Annotated in this window: 25 protein-coding genes; 19 read left to right on the forward strand and 6 right to left on the reverse strand. The window is 31.0% G+C overall.

Features of this window, described 5'->3' with window-relative positions; translation table 11 throughout:
* Positions 1 to 21: 21 nt before the first annotated feature.
* On the reverse strand, positions 22 to 990 hold the full coding sequence (locus LQ609_RS04745) for a 4-hydroxy-3-methylbut-2-enyl diphosphate reductase (protein WP_107509475.1): 969 nt from the start codon (positions 988 to 990) through the stop codon (positions 22 to 24).
* A 148-nt stretch (positions 991 to 1138) separates the two neighbouring features.
* Here LQ609_RS04745 and LQ609_RS04750 point away from each other — a divergent pair, with 148 nt between their 5' ends.
* The 5 genes from LQ609_RS04750 to LQ609_RS04770 all read left to right on the forward strand — a co-directional run bounded on the left by LQ609_RS04750 (position 1139) and on the right by LQ609_RS04770 (position 5654).
* Positions 1139 to 2473 (forward strand): DEAD/DEAH box helicase, encoded by a 1335-nt coding sequence (locus LQ609_RS04750; protein WP_078356533.1) that lies wholly within the window; start codon positions 1139 to 1141, stop codon positions 2471 to 2473.
* A gap of 9 nt (positions 2474 to 2482) precedes the next feature.
* Positions 2483 to 3373: a deoxyribonuclease IV gene (locus tag LQ609_RS04755; RefSeq protein ID WP_078356534.1), complete on the forward strand. Its 891-nt coding sequence runs from the start codon at positions 2483 to 2485 to the stop codon at positions 3371 to 3373.
* A gap of 105 nt (positions 3374 to 3478) precedes the next feature.
* Positions 3479 to 4288 (forward strand): metal ABC transporter ATP-binding protein, encoded by an 810-nt coding sequence (locus LQ609_RS04760; protein ID WP_078356535.1) that lies wholly within the window; start codon positions 3479 to 3481, stop codon positions 4286 to 4288.
* A 108-nt stretch (positions 4289 to 4396) separates the two neighbouring features.
* The gene (locus tag LQ609_RS04765) at positions 4397 to 5278 is read left to right on the forward strand and encodes a metal ABC transporter permease (RefSeq protein WP_239734385.1); all 882 of its coding nucleotides are present in this window, start codon (positions 4397 to 4399) and stop codon (positions 5276 to 5278) included.
* Entirely contained in the window at positions 5241 to 5654 is a 414-nt protein-coding gene (locus tag LQ609_RS04770) for a Fur family transcriptional regulator (RefSeq protein ID WP_078356537.1), read from the forward strand. Before LQ609_RS04765 ends, LQ609_RS04770 begins: the two co-directional genes overlap by 38 nt.
* Positions 5655 to 6328: 674 nt before the next feature.
* Here LQ609_RS04770 and LQ609_RS04775 read toward each other — a convergent pair.
* From LQ609_RS04775 to LQ609_RS04785, 3 genes are all read right to left on the reverse strand, one after another.
* Complete coding sequence (locus LQ609_RS04775; protein ID WP_239734386.1) at positions 6329 to 6892, reverse strand: 5' nucleotidase, NT5C type; 564 nt, start codon at positions 6890 to 6892, stop codon at positions 6329 to 6331.
* Between the two features lie 71 nt (positions 6893 to 6963).
* Positions 6964 to 8064, reverse strand: a complete 1101-nt coding sequence (ispG, locus tag LQ609_RS04780; protein WP_078356539.1) for a flavodoxin-dependent (E)-4-hydroxy-3-methylbut-2-enyl-diphosphate synthase — start codon at positions 8062 to 8064, stop codon at positions 6964 to 6966.
* Positions 8065 to 8093: 29 nt separating this feature from the next.
* Positions 8094 to 8852, reverse strand: coding sequence for a DUF1189 family protein (locus LQ609_RS04785; protein ID WP_115337392.1), 759 nt, complete (start codon positions 8850 to 8852; stop codon positions 8094 to 8096).
* A gap of 164 nt (positions 8853 to 9016) precedes the next feature.
* Between LQ609_RS04785 and LQ609_RS04790 the strand changes: the two genes are divergently transcribed.
* The 13 genes from LQ609_RS04790 to LQ609_RS04850 all read left to right on the forward strand — a co-directional run bounded on the left by LQ609_RS04790 (position 9017) and on the right by LQ609_RS04850 (position 20205).
* Positions 9017 to 9619 (forward strand): superoxide dismutase, encoded by a 603-nt coding sequence (locus tag LQ609_RS04790; protein WP_078356541.1) that lies wholly within the window; start codon positions 9017 to 9019, stop codon positions 9617 to 9619.
* A gap of 136 nt (positions 9620 to 9755) precedes the next feature.
* A complete protein-coding gene (locus LQ609_RS04795) occupies positions 9756 to 11801 on the forward strand; it encodes a peptidoglycan D,D-transpeptidase FtsI family protein (RefSeq protein WP_208143781.1) in 2046 nt (681 codons plus the stop codon).
* 179 nt (positions 11802 to 11980) lie between these two features.
* A complete protein-coding gene (locus LQ609_RS04800; RefSeq protein ID WP_078356543.1) occupies positions 11981 to 12934 on the forward strand; it encodes a PstS family phosphate ABC transporter substrate-binding protein in 954 nt (317 codons plus the stop codon).
* Positions 12935 to 13000: 66 nt separating this feature from the next.
* Entirely contained in the window at positions 13001 to 13930 is a 930-nt protein-coding gene (gene pstC / locus LQ609_RS04805; RefSeq protein WP_078356544.1) for a phosphate ABC transporter permease subunit PstC, read from the forward strand.
* Position 13931: 1 nt separating this feature from the next.
* A complete protein-coding gene (gene pstA, locus LQ609_RS04810; RefSeq protein ID WP_078356545.1) occupies positions 13932 to 14834 on the forward strand; it encodes a phosphate ABC transporter permease PstA in 903 nt (300 codons plus the stop codon).
* 77 nt (positions 14835 to 14911) lie between these two features.
* A complete protein-coding gene (gene pstB / locus LQ609_RS04815) occupies positions 14912 to 15700 on the forward strand; it encodes a phosphate ABC transporter ATP-binding protein PstB (protein ID WP_237687674.1) in 789 nt (262 codons plus the stop codon).
* A gap of 1 nt (position 15701) precedes the next feature.
* Positions 15702 to 16349: a phosphate signaling complex protein PhoU gene (phoU, locus tag LQ609_RS04820; RefSeq protein WP_078356547.1), complete on the forward strand. Its 648-nt coding sequence runs from the start codon at positions 15702 to 15704 to the stop codon at positions 16347 to 16349.
* Between the two features lie 76 nt (positions 16350 to 16425).
* A complete protein-coding gene (gene rpmG, locus LQ609_RS04825; protein ID WP_016911879.1) occupies positions 16426 to 16575 on the forward strand; it encodes a 50S ribosomal protein L33 in 150 nt (49 codons plus the stop codon).
* Between the two features lie 131 nt (positions 16576 to 16706).
* The gene (locus LQ609_RS04830; RefSeq protein WP_345773189.1) at positions 16707 to 17279 is read left to right on the forward strand and encodes a 5-formyltetrahydrofolate cyclo-ligase; all 573 of its coding nucleotides are present in this window, start codon (positions 16707 to 16709) and stop codon (positions 17277 to 17279) included.
* Positions 17280 to 18728 (forward strand): rhomboid family intramembrane serine protease, encoded by a 1449-nt coding sequence (locus LQ609_RS04835; protein ID WP_078356549.1) that lies wholly within the window; start codon positions 17280 to 17282, stop codon positions 18726 to 18728.
* A 3-nt stretch (positions 18729 to 18731) separates the two neighbouring features.
* A complete protein-coding gene (locus LQ609_RS04840; RefSeq protein WP_078356550.1) occupies positions 18732 to 18923 on the forward strand; it encodes a YqgQ family protein in 192 nt (63 codons plus the stop codon).
* Complete coding sequence (locus LQ609_RS04845; protein ID WP_239734387.1) at positions 18920 to 19891, forward strand: ROK family glucokinase; 972 nt, start codon at positions 18920 to 18922, stop codon at positions 19889 to 19891. The genes LQ609_RS04840 and LQ609_RS04845 overlap by 4 nt, the downstream gene beginning before the upstream one ends.
* Positions 19891 to 20205, forward strand: a complete 315-nt coding sequence (locus tag LQ609_RS04850; RefSeq protein ID WP_078356552.1) for an MTH1187 family thiamine-binding protein — start codon at positions 19891 to 19893, stop codon at positions 20203 to 20205. The genes LQ609_RS04845 and LQ609_RS04850 overlap by 1 nt, the downstream gene beginning before the upstream one ends.
* A gap of 29 nt (positions 20206 to 20234) precedes the next feature.
* On the opposite strand, the gene LQ609_RS04855 is transcribed toward LQ609_RS04850, so the two are convergent.
* Positions 20235 to 20474 (reverse strand): DUF2759 domain-containing protein, encoded by a 240-nt coding sequence (locus LQ609_RS04855; protein ID WP_078356553.1) that lies wholly within the window; start codon positions 20472 to 20474, stop codon positions 20235 to 20237.
* Between the two features lie 99 nt (positions 20475 to 20573).
* Between LQ609_RS04855 and LQ609_RS04860 the strand changes: the two genes are divergently transcribed.
* Entirely contained in the window at positions 20574 to 21206 is a 633-nt protein-coding gene (locus tag LQ609_RS04860) for an MBL fold metallo-hydrolase (RefSeq protein WP_239734388.1), read from the forward strand.
* A 36-nt stretch (positions 21207 to 21242) separates the two neighbouring features.
* Here the strand turns inward: LQ609_RS04860 and LQ609_RS04865 are convergent, their stop codons facing one another.
* Positions 21243 to 21488, reverse strand: coding sequence for a DUF2626 family protein (locus LQ609_RS04865; RefSeq protein ID WP_078356555.1), 246 nt, complete (start codon positions 21486 to 21488; stop codon positions 21243 to 21245).
* Positions 21489 to 21587 lie beyond the last annotated feature (99 nt).

A 21587-nucleotide genomic window follows, 5' to 3' on the forward strand; every position in this document is an offset into this window, starting at 1 on the left:
CCGAAAAAGTCGGCAGTTTTTTTATTCCATTATTGTTACTGGTTGTGGCTTTTTAATCTTAGGTAATATTTTTTCAACAGGTACATTACTCTTAAGAGCTGAAGTTGGTACATGAGTTGGATCATAGTTTTTAATATAGTCAATGACTTCTTTTACTATTGGAGTAGGTGTTGATGCTCCTGCAGTAACGGCTACACTTCCAATGTCTTGTAACCATTCTAGTTTTAGTTCACTTAAATCAGAAATTCTATATGCATTTGTGTGTGCAATCTCTTTGGATACTTGTGCGAGTCTATTAGAGTTATTACTTTTTGGATCGCCTACAACTATTAATAAGTCAGCTTGATTTGCTTGATTAGCAACAGCTTCTTGTCTTACTTGTGTTGCTAAACAAATTTCTTCATGAACTTCGATGTGCGGGTATTTAGTTTGTAGTTTATCTATTAAATGTTTAACATCCCATTGTGACATCGTTGTTTGATTAGTTACGATGAGTTTTTTATCTTTAATATCTTCTGGCAAATCTTCTATATCATCTAATGTCTGGACGAGGTGAACAATATCTGGAGCAACACCAACTGCTCCCTCAGGCTCTGGATGACCTTTCTTGCCAATATAAATGACATGGTATCCTTCTGATTTAACTTTTCTTATAAGTTGATGTGTGTTGTCTACATCGGGGCAAGTTGCGTCGATACAAACAAGTCCTTTTTCTTTAGCACGTTTTTTTACTTCAGGTGACACACCATGTGCAGTAAAGATTACAGTTCCTTCTTCTATTTGCTCTAAAATCTTTAATCTGTTTGGTCCATCTAAAGTAATAATTCCATCTGATTCAAACGCGTCTGTTACATGTTTATTATGAACAATCATGCCAAGTATATAAATTGGTCTAGGAAGTGATTTGTCTAGTGAAGCATTTCTTGCAATCACCATAGCATCTACAACGCCGTAACAATAGCCTCTAGGGGTAATTTTTATAATCTCCATTAATTGCCCTCCTTATTAATATCTATTATAACAACACTCAAGATTGAATGAAACTAAATAAAAATTCAAAATAAATCTTTAAGCCTATCATAAACTACGTATTTACTATATAATGTATGAAGTGAAAAAGAAACGAGGAGGGTCGCTTATGTCTAAGCATCCGTTTGAACATTTTCAGTTAGAAAATGAATTAGTAAAGGCAGTTGAAGATTTACACTTTGATCAGCCGACAGAAATACAACGTAGAGTTATACCTAAGATTAAAAAAGGATCTAATATTATAGGTCAATCTCAGACTGGTACTGGTAAGTCTCACGCCTTTTTATTACCATTATTTGATAAAATTGATGTTGATATAAAAGAACCACAAATAATTATTTTAGCTCCAACGAGAGAGTTGGCTAAACAATTATACGACGCTGCATCACATTTGGCACAATTTAAAACAGGTGTTAAAGTAAGCTTATATATTGGTGGAACTGATAAATCGAGAGATATTGATAAATCTAAAAACACACCACATGTAGTTGTAGGAACGCCAAACAGAATTGATGATATGGCTGTTGAAAGAGCTTTAGATTTACATTTAGCTAAGTCAGTTGTTATTGATGAAGCAGATTTAATGATTGATTTAGGGTTTATGCCTAAGGTTGATAGTGTTGCGAGTAGATTAGATGGAAAAGCACAAATTTCCGTATTTAGTGCAACGATTCCTAAAGCATTACATCCTTTCTTAAATAAATATTTAAGCAATCCTGAATTTGTTGAAATTGAAACAGCATCTTCAAATAAAGATAATATTGATTTTTACTTAATTCCTACTAAAGGTGAAGAGAAAAAAACAAAAATCTTAAAAGTTATGAAAGTTATAAACCCTTATTTAGCAATTATATTTGCAAATAGTCGTGATAGAGCTGATGAATTAGTCGCTCATTTATCTGAAGAAGGATATAAAGTTGGTGTTATTCATGGTGGATTAACACCTAGAGAAAGAACACAACAAATGAAACGTATTAAACAATTAGATTTTGAATTTGTTGTAGCAAGTGATTTAGCTTCAAGAGGTATTGATATTGAAGGTGTTAGTCACGTTATTAATTATGATTTACCTAAAGAGATTGATTTCTTTACGCATAGAGTAGGTAGAACTGGTCGTGGTGACTATAAAGGTGTAGCAATCACTTTATATACACCAGACGAAGATGATCTAATAACTCAAATTGAGAAGAATAATTATAAACTTAAACATGTTGATATTAAAAATGACGAATTTGTAGAAATAAAAGATCGTCAAAATAGAACAAGACGTGTTAAAAAAGAAGATAATATTGAGAAATCGCTTAAACAAAAAATTAAAAGAAATAACAAAAATAAAGTTAAACCTGGTTATAAGAAGAAATTCAAACGTGAATTAGATGAATTGAAATTCAAAGAAAAGAAAGCACATTCTAAAAGAACTAAAAAACAAAGCAGAAAAGGATAGGTGTCATATATGTTAATCGGATCACACGTATCAATGAGTGGTAAGAAGATGTTGCTTCAAGCAGCGGAAGAAGCGGCAAGTTATAATGCTTCAACATTTATGATTTATACTGGCGCACCTCAAAACACAAGACGTAAAAAAATTGAAGATTTAAATATTGAGAATGGTCAAGCAGCAATGAAAGAATACGGTTTATCAAATATTGTTGTGCATGCACCATATATCATTAATATTGCGAATACTACAAAGCCTGAAGTATTTAATTTAGGTGTTGAATTCTTACAATCTGAAATTGAACGTACTGAAGCTTTAGGAGCTAAAGATATCGTACTTCATCCTGGTGCTCATGTAGGTGCTGGAGAAGAAAAAGGTATTAAAAAAATTATTGAAGGTTTAAATGAAGTTTTAACGAATAATAACGATGTTCGTATAGCATTAGAAACAATGGCGGGTAAAGGTTCAGAATGTGGTAAAACATTCGAAGAACTTGCACAAATTATTGATGGTGTAGACCATAATGAAAGATTATCAGTATGTTTTGACACTTGTCATACTAACGACGCTGGTTACAACGTTAAAGAAGACTTTGATGGTGTATTAAACGAATTCGACAAAATCGTCGGTATTGATAGAATAAAAGTCCTTCACGTAAACGATAGTAAAAACCCACAAGGTGCTAAAAAAGATAGACATGAAAACATTGGATTTGGTTCTTTAGGTTATGATGCATTGCATTATATTGTTCATCATGAAGCCTTTACTAATGTTCCTAAAATCTTAGAAACACCTTATGTAGGTGATGATAAAAAGAATAAAAAGCCACCATATAAATACGAAATTGAAATGATTAAAAATGGTACTTTCGATCCAGATTTAAAAGATAAAATTTTTAATCAATAAATAATACTTAAGGAATGCTAAATTAATAGCATTCCTTTTTTCATTCGTAAACATTCCTATTTACATTAATCCATTTTCATTGTATAGTAATCTATTGACGAGGTGATGAATGTGGAAAAAGAAACACCAATTTTTGAATTAAAAGATATAAGTTATAGCTATCCAAATAAATTGGCGCTTAGCCATATCAATATACAAATTTATAAAGGTGATTTTCTAGCAATAGTAGGACCGAATGGTTCAGGGAAATCAACCTTACTTAAATTAATATTAGGACTTTTACCTTTACAAAAAGGTGATATATTCATAAGTGGTAAAAAAATAAATCAATATAAATCTTGGGAAAAAATTAGTTACGTTTCACAAAAATCTAATGCGTTTAGTTCAGGATTTCCTGCAACTGTTAAAGAAGTTGTCATGAGTGGATTAACTAAAAATAAAGGTTTGTTCAAATGGTTTAATAATGAAGATGCGAAAAAAGTCGATGAAATATTAGAAAGATTAAATATAATTGAACTTAAAAACGAGAATATCGCACAACTATCCGGTGGACAGCAACAGAGAACATTCATAGCGAGAGCTTTAATTTCTAAGCCTAGCATTTTAATATTAGATGAACCTACAGTTGGTATAGATGCAAGACACGTATCAGAATTTTACCAACTACTTACACAATTAAAACAAGAAGGCATAACAATTATACTCGTAACACATGATATTGGTGTCGTTGCTGATACAGCAAGTAAAGTTGCTTGTTTAAATCAACATATTCATTTCCATGGGACAAGTGAATCATTCAAATCACTAGATGAAGTTTCAATATCTAAAATTTATGGACATCCAGTACAATTTGTTGACCACCAACATGATCGTGATTGCTGTGCAGAAGAACAATTAGAAGAACTCGTTAAATAAATAGAACTAGTAGATAAGTATCGGTAAGGAGATAGGATATGGAAAGTGAGATTGAGTACTTTAATAATATAAGTTCTTTAAACCTCCTATATGAGGGGTGTTTAAAGAATGATTGATGCGTTTTTAAATTTTGATTTTATAAGATATTCATTTATAAGTGGTGTCTTAGTTGGTTTAATTGCACCACTAATCGGTGCATTTATTGTAGTTAGAAGATTATCGCTTATTGCAGATGCTTTAAGCCATGTTACTTTAGGTGGTATTTCAATGGGATTATTCTTAATGAGTATTAGTCCATTGTTTGCTTCCATTAACCCAATTTGGTTCGGTATTATATTTTCAATAGCTGGTGCTTTACTCATTGAACAATTAAGAACTGAATATAAACATTATCAAGAAATCGCTATACCGATTATTATGAGTGGTGGTATTGGTGTAAGTGTAATCTTCATTTCATTAGCTAATGGATTTAACCAAGATTTATTTGGATATTTATTTGGTTCTATCAGCGCAGTAAATATGAGTGATTTATTTACAATCATTATTATTACTTTAATCGTGTTAATTTTTGTCATGTTATTGTATAAATCACTTTTCGTACTATCTTTCGATGAAGAATATTCAAAAGTAATAGGGATGCCTAAATGGATTCAACTCTTATTTATAGTTATTGTTGCATTGGTTATCTCGGCTTCAATGAGAGTAGTAGGGATATTACTTGTAAGTAGTTTAATGACATTGCCAGTAGCTACTAGTATGAGACTTGCGAAAGGATTTAAACAATTAATTGCACTAAGTATTATATTTGGTGAATTATCTGTCATTGTTGGTCTGATACTTTCCTTCTATTTGAATATTTCACCTGGAGGTATTATAGTAGGATTGTTAATTATAGAATTACTTGCAAGTATTGCATATAGTAAAGTATTGATAAAAAAAGGAGGCTATCATCTTGAAAGTAGAAGAAGCAATTCAAATATTGAAGAATGATGGTCATAAGTATACAAATAAACGACGTGATATCATTTCTTTATTCGTTAACGAAGATAAATATATAACAGCAAAATATATACAAGAAGCTTTAAAAGATGATTATGCAGGTTTGTCTTTCGATACAATTTATCGTAATTTATACTTATTTAAAGACTTAAATATAATTGAAAGTACTGAAATTGACGGTGAAATGAAGTTTCGTATTTCATGTCAAAGCCACCACCATCATCACTTTATATGTGATTCGTGTGGAACAACAAAAGTCATCGATTTCTGTCCAATGGATTCAATTAAGCAACAACTACCAAACGTAGAAATTTCATCACATAAACTTGAGGTATATGGTAAATGTGAGCATTGTAAAACAGTATAAAATAAATAAGCATATCACTTAACTGATTTTTTAGTTTACAGTGATATGCTTATTTTTTAATATCTTACGATTTTGTACGTACATGCTTGCCTAAGGGTATGGCTCGAGCCTGTAGTCTCTCACGCATACTATTCCCTCAGGCGTCCGCACTTTACAAAATCGTTTCAAATTATCTATTTTTTATATCTTACGATTTTGTTCGTGCATGCTTGCCTAAGGGTATGGCTCGAGCCTGTAGTCTCTCCCACATACTATTCCTTCAGGCGTCAGCACTTCACAAAATCGCTCTCAATATTTATTTTTAAATAGAAAAATGGTTTCTCTAATCACTACTTTGTACTGTGGACAAATTGAACTTAAATTTATAAGTTCAGTTTGTTTTTTGTTTTAATAAGTAGATTATTTAACATAGAGTCAACTCTTGAATGAATTCCACCTATATTATAAATATTTAATTAATATTTGGTATTTTTTAGCGCTGACTCCTGCGGGAAAAGCATGATTCGAAGACTACAGGCTGAGAACATGCCCGCGGAAAGCATGCGCATAAAAATGCCAACAAATTCTATAAGCTACTTAAATGATTTTTAAAAAGTAAGAGCAGAAATTCATTATTAAAATTGAATTTCTGCTCTTAATAGAATTCTAGGATAGTTATGTCCAAGCTCTTTAATTTATAATTTATTTAATAATGGAGATACTTCATGCCAACTGTTTATTCTATATATACCAGATTGAAGTTCTTTTTGATTATATGGTGTGTCGAATAAAAATACTGGTATATTTAGTTGGTGATTGATGTCTTCAGCATTGTCTAATTTATCTTCAAAAAATACATCTATATTTTGATTTTTAGTTACTTCTAATTTGTTATGACTACCTGTTAATGTAATTTGATCAAATGGAATGTTATGCAAATTAAACCATTCTTTTGTTATGTCTTCTAAATAGTTATGCCTGGCACTTATATAATATAGTTCATATTGATATTGAAGCTGGCTTAAAATATCTTTAGCGCCTTCTGCAACTGGAGAGTTTTGGTAAATATATGATTCATTGTTTTTAAACCAGTTAAGCATTTCTTCTTCTTCACAATTTAAGACATTTGCTAAATTGTATTCTGTAATATCTTCATATTTCAATTGTTCATTAAAGTCTCTTTGTAAATAAGGGACAAATGTTTTTGGGCAAGTGACAGTCCCATCTATATCTATTCCTAGTCTTGGTTTTTGGTTCATAAAAATCACCTTTATATATTATTTAATGAAAGGCTGGGACAAATTAATTGTCTCAGCCTCAAACATTATATTTATGAGTTTTGAATTTCTTTATTTTGTTCCATTTCTAAAGCTAGTTTATCTATTTCTTTTTTTAATTCGTCTACCATTGTTTCTTCTGGTACTTTACGAACTGTTTTACCTTTCATAAATAAAAGGCCTTCACCTCGAGCACCAGCAATACCGATATCGGCTTCTCTTGCTTCTCCTGGACCGTTTACTGCACATCCAAGAACGGCTACTTTAAGCGGTACTTGAAGATTAGAGATATATTCTTCTACTTCATTAGCTATAGATATTAAATCTATTTCTATACGTCCGCAAGTAGGACAAGCAATCAATGTTGCAGCATTACTTGCTAAACCGAATGCTTTAAGTAGTGATTTTGCTACTTTAACTTCTTCTACTGGATCTGCTGATAAAGAAATACGACAAGTATTACCTATACCTAAACTTAAGATTGCACCTAATCCTGCAGACGATTTAACTGTACCATTGAAAAGCGTACCACTTTCTGTAATGCCAAGATGTAATGGGTAATTAAAAGCTTGTGCAGCTTTCGTATATGCCTCTATGGCTAGATTAACATCACTGGCTTTCATTGAAACGATGATATCATGAAAATCTAGATCTTCTAGTATTTTTATATGATGCAAGGCACTTTCAACCATACCATCTGCGGTAGGGTAACCATATTTTTTAATAATATGCTTTTCTAACGATCCAGCATTTACACCAATTCTAATAGGAATTCCTTTTTCTTTACACGCTTTAACAACCGCTTCAACTTTTTCCCGTCTACCAATATTTCCAGGATTAATACGAATCTTATCTGCGCCATTTTCAATAGCAATCAAAGCAAGTTTATAGTTGAAATGAATATCAACAACTAATGGAATGTTTATTTGGGCTTTAATATCTTTAATTGCATATGCGTCTTCTTCGTTTGGACAAGCGACACGAACAATTTGGCAACCAGCTTCTTCTAAACGTTTAATTTCTGCTACTGTTGCTTCGACATCATATGTTTTTGTAGTAGTCATACTTTGAATAACGACTTCATCTGAACCGCCAATCGTTAAATCCCCAACTTTAACAGGCCTAGTTTTAGTACGATGAATGATTTCTGACATGATAAGACTCCTTTGTATAGATTTGCTTATTATTTTACATTAGCATGTTTCTTTCCATTTGGTAAGTAAAACACTGTTATGAGAATACCAATCACAATTATACACCATGAAACAATGATTAATAAAGTATTCGACGCAACTATACCTAATAAGAGTACTAAAGTTGGAAGCGTTATTATAAACGTCATCATTTTAAACCATGTCATGTATCGTGTTTTCTTTCGAAGTAACATACCTAATAAATGACCTACTAATGCTAGAATACCAATTTTAATTGATAGACTGATAAATTGAATTATTAATAAGAATATAATTATCATACTTAAATAGAAGTACTTGGAATCATTGATCGTATCTATGAATTTAATTAAATCATCTTGATCAGTGACAACAGTTGATAAAGAACCGTAACTGATTTCGGTATAGTCATTGTAATTTGATATTTCAATATGGTCAGGTTTGAAAACGATAAGATGATTAGCTTCCATATTAAATTGATTAGAACTTGTGAAAATAATGGATTGTTTATCGTTCATTTTGATGTTTTTGTCAGAAGATAAAATCATTTTGTTATTTTCTATTTTAAAATTAGGTATTTCATCTACTTGTTCATTTGCTAGGGTGGATAAGTTTTGAGTGATTTGTATGTATTGAACTGTATTAGGTAATATTAATATAAAACTGAGTAATAGAATATGTAGAAATATGTATCTTAATTTAGTTATTCTAAACATAGGATATTTATTAGGGTGTTTAAATAACCTTTTTAGTTCTTTCATGTACTGCATAATTTCACCTCTTCTTGACTCAATAATAATGATAAAAAACAAGAGTTGCAACATGATAAGTTAGAAAACAAAATTTTTTAAATATTATATAAACAAATTGTTTGTTATAAAACTTTAATCTTGATAAGATAAGTATGTAAAACAAATGAGGAGGATGATTTTTTATGGCTTTTGAATTACCAAAATTACCATATGCATATGATGCATTAGAACCACACATCGACAAAGAAACTATGGAGATTCACCATACGAAACACCATAACACTTATGTAACAAAACTAAATGATGCAGTTAAAGGTACAGATTTAGAAAGTAAATCTATCGAAGACATCGTTAAGAATTTAAATTCAGTTCCAGACGATATTCGTACTGCAGTTCAAAACAATGGTGGCGGACATTATAATCACTCATTATTCTGGGAACTATTAACTCCAAATGCTTCTGAACCTTCAGGAGAAGTTGTTGACGCAATTAGTTCTACATTCGGTTCATTAGACAAATTCAAAGAAGAATTTGCAGCTGCTGCAGCTGGCCGTTTCGGTTCAGGTTGGGCATGGTTAGTTGTAGATAACGGTGAATTAGCAATCGTTTCAACTCCAAACCAAGACAATCCTATTTCAGAAGGTAAACTTCCAGTTTTAGGTTTAGATGTTTGGGAACATGCTTACTACTTAAACTATCAAAATAGACGTCCAGACTACATTAATGCATTCTGGAATGTTGTTAATTGGGATAAAGTTAACGAATTATATCAAGCAGCAAAATAATTCGACTATCTAATAGGGGCCGGGACAATTTTATTGTCTCGGCTTTTTTTATAAAATTTTAACTTTATCAATAGCAATGTACGTCATAATCATATATGATGAAATTATTAATATAGAGTTACAAAGGTAGGTTTAGTTGTTGAAACGAGTAAAAAAGAAATCTAAAGAAGAAGCATTTCGCCTTTTAATGAACAAACGAGTAAGTCTTATATTAGCAGTTGTAGTCATATTGTTTTCTGTACTCATAATGCGTTTAGGTTACTTGCAAATTGTTAAAGGCGGAGAATACAAAAGGACAATTGATAGTACGGAATCAATCACAGTTAATGAATCCGTACCTAGAGGACGTATCTATGATAGAAATGGCAAAGTTTTAGTAGATAACGAATCTAAAAAAGCAATTACATATACGAGAGATAGAAGAACAAGTCAGGATGATATTTTAGAAATCGCTGAAAAACTATCCCATTTAATGAAGATGGACACATCAAATATAACGGATAGAGATAAACAAGACTTTTGGATTTTAAGAAATCAAGATGAAGTTCAAAAGTTAATGAAAGATGAACAAGCTTTATTCTCAGATGGCAATATTAGCCAGGAAGAATATGATGAAGCACTATACAACAAAGTTACTTCTAAATATACAAATACTCTATCAAAAGAAGATTTGCAAATTCTGGCAATCTTTAGAGAAATGAACGGAGGCTCTCAACTTAGCCCTGTAGTGATAAAAAATGAAGGTGTGAAAAATGATGAATATGCAGCTGTATCACAACACTTATCAGAACTACCAGGAGTTAATACAACTATGGATTGGGAAAGACGATATCCATATGGAGAAACTTTAAGAACATTATTTGGTAATGTATCTAGTAAAGAAGAAGGATTACCGAAAGAGCTTGTTGATGATTATTTAGCTAAAGGTTATTCTAGAAATGATAGAGTAGGTAAATCATATTTAGAATATCAATACGAAGATATATTAAAGGGTTCTAAGAAAAAAATGAAATACGTTACAGATAAATCTGGAAAGATTACAAGTTCAGAAGTAATATCAGAAGGATCCAGAGGTAATGATTTAGTATTAACTATAGATATTGAATTACAGAAAAAAGTAGAAGAATATGTAGATAAGCATATTGAGTCATTGCGTAGTGAAGGCGCAAAAGATATGGATAGAGTTATGGTAGTTGTACAAGATCCAAGAAATGGAGACGTCTTAGCGATGGCGGGTCGAGATATTGATGAAAACGGAGAAATTACAGATAATCATATCGGTAACTTTACTAGTCAATATACGGTAGGTTCATCAGTGAAAGGTGCAACATTACTTACGGGTTACCAAAATGGCGTTTTAGATGTTGGAGATAAAATGGTCGATGAACCGTTGAAATTCAATGGTGGATTAACTAAACGTTCTTATTTCAACCAAGACGGTAAAAAGACAATAACTGATGCTGAAGCATTAATGCATTCTTCAAACGTATTCATGTATAAAACAGCACTTTTACTAGCAGATTCACCGTATAGAAACGGTATGTCCTTACCGACAGATGTTGAACAAGCTGGAATAAAATTACGTAAAGGACTTAATCAAGTAGGATTAGGTGTAAAAACAGGTATTGATTTACCAAACGAGTCAGCAGGTCAAATAGAACCTATTAAAGATAACCCAGGTAACTATATTGATTTAGCTATTGGACAATTTGATACTTATACACCAATACAACTGTCCCAATATGCAGCAACAATTGCTAATGATGGATATAGGTTAAAACCACACTTAGCTAAAGAAATAAGAAATTCTACAAATGAAGATTCACTTGGACCTATTAAAAAGTCATTTAAAGGTGAAGTGATGAACAAAGTAAATAATAGTGATAAAGAAATCAAACAAGTACAAAAAGGTTTTGATATGGCATTTAATGAAGAAGAAGGAACTGGATATTCTAGTTTTAATGATACTGTTGTAAGATCTGCAGGTAAAACAGGTACAGCTGAAGTGTTTAAAGATGGAAAACCAAAAGTAAATTCTACTTATGTTGGTTATGCTCCAGCAAAAAATCCAGAACTATCATTCTCAATAACTTACACAAATCAACCAGTACCAGAACCATGGTTACCAGGTGGAGATTTAGGTAGAGATATTATAAATTACTATTTTAAAGATAAAAAATAATAACAGATATAATGATAACGCTGAGACAATGTAATTGTCTCAGTTTTTTTGCGTTAAATTAAAACGTTTACATAAAATGTTAACACAAAATTTACATTCAATTTATTTGTACTTAATAAAGAAAATGTAAAGTAAAGGTGTAATAAAGATTAAGGCGTTATTAATTAGGAGGATTTAACATGAAAAAGTGGCAATTAATTGGGTCAACAACAGCTTTGAGTTCTGCACTATTATTAGGAGCTTGTGGTGGAGCAGCTGAAAAATCTGATTCAGGGGATACTAAATCTTCAGATGATAAAAAATTAAGCGGTGAAGTTAAAGGTGACGGTTCATCTACTGTTGCACCAGTAATGGAAAAAATAAATGAAGATTTTTCTGCTGAACAACCTGATGTTTCAGTTTCAATCGGTGTATCAGGAACAGGTGGAGGATTTGAGAAATTTATCGCGGGTGAGACAGATTTCTCAAATGCATCTAGAGATATTAAAGATGAAGAAAAAGAAAAATTAAAAAAAGAAAAAATTGATTATACTGAGTTTAAAGTTGCTCAAGATGGTTTAACTGTAGCGGTTAATAAAGATAATGACTTTGTAGAAGAACTAAGCATGGACGAACTTGCAAAAATTTATAGCGGGAAAGCTAAAACTTGGAAAGATGTTAACTCAAAATTCCCAGATAAAAAAATTAAAGCCTTTTCTCCTGACCAATCACACGGGACATACGACTTCTTTAGTGAAGAAGTATTAGATGAAAAAGATCTACAATCAGAGAAAAATGCTGATACAAACGTAATTGTTAAATCTGTACAAGATAACAAAGATTCTATCGGTTTCTTTGGATACAACTTCTATCAAGAAAATAAAGATTCACTTAAAGCAGTGAAAATTAAAGGTGATGAAGGTAAAGCAGTAGAACCTACTGATGAATCTGTTAATGACGGTTCTTACCCATTAAGTAGACCACTATTCGTATATGCGAAGAATAAATCATTAGAAGATAACGATGCATTCTACGGATTCATGGAATATGTTATTGATAACTCAGCTGATGCTGCTAAAGATGCAGGATACGTTCCATTGAAAGATGAAGAATACAAAAAAGACAAAGAAACATTAGAAAAGTTTAAAAAATAATCATTAATAAATCAATACAAAGGGCGCTTAATTGTCGCCCTTTTTCAAAATGAAGGAGTTATTTTTATGAAAGAACAAAGTTCAGTACAGGAACTTATAAAACGAAATAATAATAACAAAGGGAAAGTTTTTGCTGACAAAGCTGTTCCAATTGTTTTATTACTAATAGCTTCAGTTTCTGTACTTACAACAATCGGGATATTGTTTACACTAGTTACTGAAACGGTAACATTTTTCACAAGAGTAAATCCATTTGAATTTTTATTTACTAAGGATTGGGCACCATTTTCTTCTGATCCTAAATATGGAATATTCGCTCTTATATTAGGTACTTTAAAAGTAACTGCTGTTGCTACTATATTTGCAGTACCAGTTGGATTAGGAGCAGCACTTTATTTAAGTGAGTATGCTTCAGACAGATCAAGAAGATTGATTAAACCAGTTTTAGAAATACTGGCAGGTATTCCTACAATTGTGTATGGTTTCTTTGCTTTAACATTTGTTACACCTATATTACGAGGGATTTTCCCTGATTTAGGTAGCTTTAACTCAATTAGTCCTGGTTTAGTTGTGGGGGTCATGATTATACCAATGATTACAAGTATGAGTGAAGATGCTATGAGTTCAGTGCCGGAATCGATTAAAGAGGGTGCACTTGGCTTAGGTGCAACAAAATTTGAACTAGCTACAAAAATTGTATTTCCAGCAGCTTTATCAGGGATTATTGCTTCTATTGTATTGGCAATCTCAAGAGCAATTGGAGAGACGATGATAGTATCATTAGCAGCTGGTAGTACACCAGATTCAAGCTTTAGCTTAATTGGTTCAATACAAACGATGACAGGGTTTATCGTTCAAGTTGCTACTGGTGACGCAACATATGGTTCGGATATTTATTATAGTATTTATGCGGTTGGTTTCACATTGTTTATATTCACTTTTATCATGAATATTATTTCTCAGTGGATTACTAAGCGCTTTAGAGAGGAGTATTAATATGTCAGAAGTGAATTTAGTTGATCAAACCGTTGTTCAAAAAAAATTACCAACGAGATTATTGAAAAATAAAGTAATCAAATCGATATTTTTTGTATGTACCTTAATTGGATTAATCGTATTAGCTATACTGCTTTTTGACATATTTAAAAAAGGGATTCCTTATCTAAGTACTGATTTCTTCACTAACTTTTCTTCTACTTCACCTGAACGAGCTGGTATTAAAGGTGCATTATTAGGAACACTTTGGCTAATGATGACGATTGCACCAATATCAATTATTTTAGGTGTAGGTACAGCGATTTATATGGTTGAATATGCAAAAGAAAATTGGTTTACGAAATTTATTAGAGTAAATATATCGAATCTAGCTGGTGTACCATCAGTTGTATTTGGTTTACTAGGATTAACGATATTTGTTCGTGGAGCAGGGATTGAGAATTTATCATTAGGCAAAACAGTTATTGCAGCTGCTTTAACAATGTCATTAATGATTCTTCCTATAATAATTGTAGCTAGTCAAGAAGCGATTAAATCAGTTCCTTCTTCGATTAGAGAAGCATCATTAGGTCTAGGAAGTACTAAATGGCAAACGATTAAAAATATTGTATTACCTGCGTCTATACCAGGTATTTTGACAGGAACAATCCTTGCGTTATCAAGAGCTCTTGGTGAAACAGCACCATTGGTTGTAATAGGTATACCTGCAATATTAATGAAAACGCCAAATAGTATTTTTGAATCATTCCAAGCATTGCCGATGCAAATATACAATTGGGCTAAATTGCCACAAGCCGAATTCCAATTTGTATCATCAGCAGCAATTATTGTTCTACTCGTAATATTAATTCTTATGAACTCAGTTGCAATTTACATTAGAAATAAATATCAAAGAAAACTATAAAATCAAAATGAAGAGGGGTCATTAAAATGACAGACGTAAAAATTAGAGATTTATCTCAAAATATATCTTCAAATGAAATGACAAAGAATAAAGAAATAGCGGTTGAAGATAAAAATATTGTATATAAAACGAATAACCTAGACTTATGGTATGGTGATTTTCACGCATTAAAAAATATTAATCTTGATATCACTGAAAACGAAGTAACAGCGATAATTGGTCCATCAGGTTGTGGTAAATCAACTTATATTAAAACATTAAATAGAATGATCGAGTTAATTCCAAGTGTTAAAACATCTGGTGAAATCATTTATAGAGATAAAAATATTTTTGATAAAAAATATAGTGTTGAAGAATTAAGAACGAATGTAGGTATGGTATTCCAAAAACCAAATCCATTTCCTAAGTCTATTTACGACAATATAACTTATGGACCAAGAATTCATGGAATTACGGATAAAAAAGTATTAGACGAAATTGTTGAACGTTCTTTAAAAGGTGCAGCTATATGGGATGAATGTAAAGATAGACTTGATAAAAATGCGTATGGACTATCTGGTGGACAACAACAAAGAATTTGTATCGCTAGATGTTTAGCAATAGAGCCAGATGTAATTTTAATGGATGAACCAACATCTGCATTAGATCCTATTTCTACATTAAAAGTTGAAGAACTTGTTCAAGACTTAAAATCAAAATACTCAATTATTATCGTGACACATAATATGCAACAAGCTGCTAGAATTTCAGACAAGACAGCATTTTTCTTAAATGGATATGTAAATGAATTTGATGATACAAATAAAATTTTCTCAAATCCAAGTGATAAGAAAACTGAAGACTATATTTCTGGGAGATTTGGTTAATATGGTTATTAGAGAAAAATACGAAGGCGAGTTAAACTTACTTATTGAAGATTTGTTTAAACTTGGCAAAGAAGTTTATAATATGATTGAGCAATCCATTTCCGTTCTTAGTGATGAGAAAAAAGATAATGCTAGAAATCTAATTGCATATGATAAAAAAATTAATCAAATGGAATATGATATAAATGAAAAAGTCGTTATGTTAATTACAAAACAGCAACCAATTGCCACTGATTTACGTGTAATGATTTCAGCTTTAAAAATTGCTTCAGAGCTAGAAAGAATGGCAGATAACTCAACTAATATAGCTCAAATTAGAAAAAGAGCTAAAATTACTGATTATTTTATTTTGATGAGATTAAAAACAATGGGTAAATTGGCTATGTTAATGCTTAGAGATCTAGAAACTGCTGTTAATAATAAAGATATATTATTAATTAAAGAAATCATTGAACGTGATGATGATATTGATGATTTGTATAAAGAGATTAATAATACGACTTATTTAATAGACAATGACCCATTCATTTCTGCACAAGCACACTTAGCTGCAAGATATTTAGAAAGAATTGGTGATCACATTACAAATATTAGTGAAAGCTGTTATTATTATATTACAGGCAAACACTATGAAGCCGTTGAAAAATAATACTGGAATTATATAACCATAGATGGTATTATAATAAGGTCGTATATTAATTGAAATAAGAATAGGAGGGTTCATCATGCGCGTAAATGTAACTTTAGCATGTACTGATTGTGGTGAAAGAAACTACATCTCTAAAAAGAATAAACGTAATAACCCAGAGCGAATTGAAATGAAAAAATATTGTGCTCGTGACGGTAAACACACTCTTCATAGAGAAACAAAATAGTAAAACGAATAAGAACACATTGCCAGCTTTGGTGATGTGTTTTTTATTCGTTTTTAGGAGCCTACAACTACCTTTCACAGTATTTCTTGTGTTATCATTAAATGTATAAAATGGTAAAAATGAAATAATAATTGGGAAGTGTTAAACTCATGACGATGAAGAAAGATTTGAGAAAAGAAATATTAGGTTTGATGAAAAATCAACAAAAGTCTCAGAAGGACGATTATGATTTTAATTTACATGAACAATTATATGCGCACTATAAATATCAAAATGCAAAATCTGTAGCTATTGTAATGAGCATGGATCATGAAGTAGATACTTTGCCGATTATCCAAAAAATATTGAAGGATAATAAAAAGGTTTATGTACCTACAACAAATTACAACACAAAAATGATGAAATTCCAGCGATTAACAGATTTAGAGTCAATTGCAATAGACGAAAAAGGCATTAAATTTATAGATAAAGAAACAGAAATAGAGGACAATATAGATTTGATAATTGTGCCTGGTGTAGTATTTAATAATGAAGGTTATAGAATTGGTTATGGTGGTGGTTATTATGATAAGTTCTTATCTCAATATAGTGGAGATACGCTTAGCTTAGTATACCCATTCCAAATTAAATCTTTTGAAAATGAAGTACATGATATACCAGTTGAAGAAATTATATTACCAAACGTTTTAAATGGAGAAGAATAAATGGATAAAATAAAGCAAATGTGGAAATCGATTTATTATTTAGTATATACAGAAGGGTTTAACATTTTATCGATTGATGAAGATGAATCAGAAATTTGGTTAACGCATGAATCTAAAAAAATCGTTAAAAGATTTATACATAAGACCCCGACACATCAAGAAGTTGATTTTGATTTTGAGAAAACAACAGATCATTTAAGCAATTTGATTGAAAGTATAGGGTTTAGTTTTGAACAACTAGATATATACTATGTAACGGATAAAGAAATAGATTTCACAGAGTTTAATCATTATAAGCGTCCAAAAATACGGTATTACGCTTTAAGTAATGTGGAAGATTTTCAAAAAGTTTCAGGGCATTTAATTACTAAGCAGCAAATTAAACGCTCAAAGACATCGGCCGTAACAACTTATAAAAACAAGCTACTTAATGCCAGTTTTATTGATAGTTTTATGTTGAAATTCTCACCAGTTACATATATTTTAGTAGCAATTAATGTGATTGTTTGGTTATCTTTAGTATTAATATTTAATCAAGTAGCGCAAATAAATTTAGTAGATTACGGTGGTCTAGTACATTTTAATGTTGTACATGGGGAATGGTATAGATTATTAACATCTATGTTCTTACATGCCAATTTTACACATCTTATAATGAATGTATTTTCACTTATTATATTTGGTAAATTAATTGAAGGTGCATTAGGATCGGTCAAGATGTTTACGATTTACATGGCATCTGGGCTATTTGCAGGATTAGTATCTTTAAGTATTGATACAGAATCTATATCGATTGGTGCGAGTGGTGCAATATTTGGTTTGATTGGTGCATTTATTGTTTACTTATTTACTAGAAAAAATATAAATAAACAATTTGTATTGCAAACTTTTATTGGCATTGCAATCATTTCACTATTAGCCTTATTCATTAATAATGTGAACCATTTTGCACATTTAGGTGGATTTATAGGTGGTGCTATCCTAATGTATATTATATATCGTTGGATGGAACATGATAAATTCAAATTATATTATATCATTGGGTTTATAGTTTTAATTATTATTCTAATCATAGTTATTTTTAGTAGACAGCAGCATTATATATATGATGAATTAACGAAAAATGCTATGAATAACGGTGATTTTGATAGTGCTGAAACAATGGTAAAACAAATAAAAGAAAAAGATTTTGAATCAGATGAAACATATATTTTAAGTGGATTGATTGTTGCAAATAAAACTTCATTAAATGAAGCAATATTAGAATGGGAAAAAGGTTTAAAAGTTTTTCCAAAATCTGGACAGTTAAATTATCAATTAGCGTTAGGTTATAGAGCTAAAGACGATTATGATAAAGCCAGTAAATTTATAAATCAATCATTGAAGCTTGATAAAGATAATAAACGCTATAAAGCTTTAAAGAAAGAAATAACTGCATTTAGGAGTTAATATATGGAAAACTTATATGATGTACAACAATTGTTAAAAAAGTTTGGATATATCATTTATTTTAAAAATGAAGATGACCAACTAGAAATGATGGAACAAGAAATCAAAACCATGTATCAATCTATGCTAATTGACAAAGACACATTTTTACAAGCAAGACTCATTATTAACCAAAGAAGGATTGAGAAAAAATGACACATATTTTATCAGCAGATATAGGCGGAACAACATGTAAATTAGGAATATTTGATCGTTCTTTAAATATTGAAGAAAAATGGGAAATTTCTACGAATAGAACTGGAGAAGGTATATTAGAAAACATTTACGATTCATTTATGGTCCATATGAATCGTAAAAATATAGACATTGAAAATATAATCGGTATGGGTCTTGGTGTTCCAGGACCTATCGATTTTGACAATGGTATTGTACATGGTGCAGTTAATTTAAATTGGAAAGGAAATATTGAAGTAAGAAAACTTATGCAACAATATTTTGATGGCCCAGTTTATGTTGATAATGATGCGAATGTAGCAACTTTAGGTGAGAAGTTTAAAGGTGCAGGAAGAAATGAAAGTGATGTCGTATGTATCACACTTGGAACTGGTGTTGGTGGTGGAATTGTATCCAATAGTGAGTTAATTCATGGACATAATGGTTCAGGAGCAGAGATCGGTCACTTTTTAGTAGATCAAAAGAAAAGATTTCAATGTAATTGCGGATTAAAAGGTTGTTTGGAAACAGTTGCATCTGCAACAGGAGTTATAAATTTAGTTCATCATTATTATCCAAATATTAATATGAAGTCTAGACTGCATGAATTAATCGCAAGCAAGAACGTAACGGCTAAAGATGTATTTGATGCTGCTAAAGCTGGTGATGAATTCAGCTTGTTTATTATAGATAAAGTGGGTGGCTACATAGCTTATGCAGCAAGCGTAATTAGTGTTATGACAAATCCAAAGTATATTATAATTGGTGGAGGCGTTAGTAAAGCTGGAGATATTCTTATCGAATTCATTAAAAAGCATTATGAAGAAATGACTTTTAAACCTGCTCAAGAAGATACGCGCATTGAAGTAGCACAATTAGGCAATGATGCAGGTATAATTGGTGCAGCTGGCCTTATTAAGACATATGTACTAGAAAAGGAGAATCAATAATGGCAATCGTTGATGTTGTTGTAATACCGGTAGGAACAGAAGGACCGAGTGTAAGTGAATATATAGCAGATATCCAGTTGATTTTAGAAAAACATAAACAATCTGGAAAAATTGATTTCCAACTTACACCTATGAACACTTTAATCGAAGGTGACTTGAAAGATTTATTTGAAGTAATTCAAGAAATTCATGAAAGTCCATTTAATAAAGGTTTGGATAGAGTATGTACTAACATAAGAATTGATGATCGAAGAGACAAATCAAGAAAAATGAATGAAAAGTTAGAATCAGTTAACAGACATTTAAACAAATAAAAAAAGACGAGTGTAAACTCGTCTTTTCTTTAATGATGCAAAATTGGATAACCGTATGTAAATATTGTTGCTAATGAGAAAAAGCCAAAAGATACTACAGTTATTGCACCAAAAAGAATGCCCAAAATATTTTTGTTTTTGAATGCTGAAATCAAACCAAATATTGCAAGAATAAAAACGGCAAGCATTAATAAAGAGAAAATATTAACGCCGATATGGATTTTTATTCCAAACAACTCAAATAGTTCCCCTGTGTCGATAAATGGCATTCCAATACCCCCAATACGTTTTCTTTTATTATCATATTAATTGTATAATTAATATGTGATTTTGTCGAGGTACTTTTTAAAAAAAGAGGAGGAAATACAATGAAAGTACATAGTTATGCTTTAGGAATAGTTGAAACTAACTGTTATATTATCGAAGGAGACAAGGAACTGCTAGTAATTGATCCGGGTGATAATGGACAATTTATAAACAAACGCATAGAGAAATTTAATAAAAAGTTAAGTGGTATTCTACTTACACATGCTCATTTTGACCATATAGGTGGCATTGATGATGTCGTTAAAAAATATGACGTCGATGTATATGTTCATAAAGAAGAAAAATCATGGTTAACAGATACAGTGAAAAATGGATCTAAAAAATTCGCAGCATATCAATTACCTCAAGTTGTACAACATACAGTACCTTTAGTTATGGATGAAGGAACTCACAAAATAGGAGAGTTTGAGTTTGAAGCTCTACATACACCAGGGCATTCACCAGGTAGCTTGTCATTCGTTTTTGGAGATTTTGCAATTGTTGGGGATACTTTATTTAAAGGTGGAATAGGTAGAACGGATTTATATAAAGGTGATACTGAAACTTTAATTAAATCAATTGAAGATAAATTATTAGAATTAGATCCTAATACTACAATTTTTCCAGGACATGGTCCCGAATCAACTATTTCTGAAGAAGAAATGACAAATCCATATTTAAATGGGTTTAGTTAAATAAAAAAGCATTACACATAATGTGTAATGCTTTTTTTAATGATGACCGAAGCCTGGCTCTAATAAGAATGTTGAATAATATGTAAATCCAACAAAACATAATACTAAATAAATAGCGAATATATACATATACATTCTTTCTGTTAATTTTAAGTATCCCAATAATACGAAAAATCCTGTCTGTGCTACAAAGAAATACGCCATCATGTCCATTCCTCCGACATAAAACATTGTAGCAAATATAGCAGTCCAGAAGCCTAGAGTTTTATAAACTTTATCCATCTTCTTAAGAACCCCCTCTGTGTTTACTTTCTTATTCACATTTAATTATAAAGTTACTCTATACAAAAGTAAATAGCATTTTTAGTAAATTAAAAACTA

The organism is Mammaliicoccus sp. G-M28 (genome assembly GCF_022386595.1).
Lineage (GTDB): Bacteria > Bacillota > Bacilli > Staphylococcales > Staphylococcaceae > Mammaliicoccus > Mammaliicoccus fleurettii.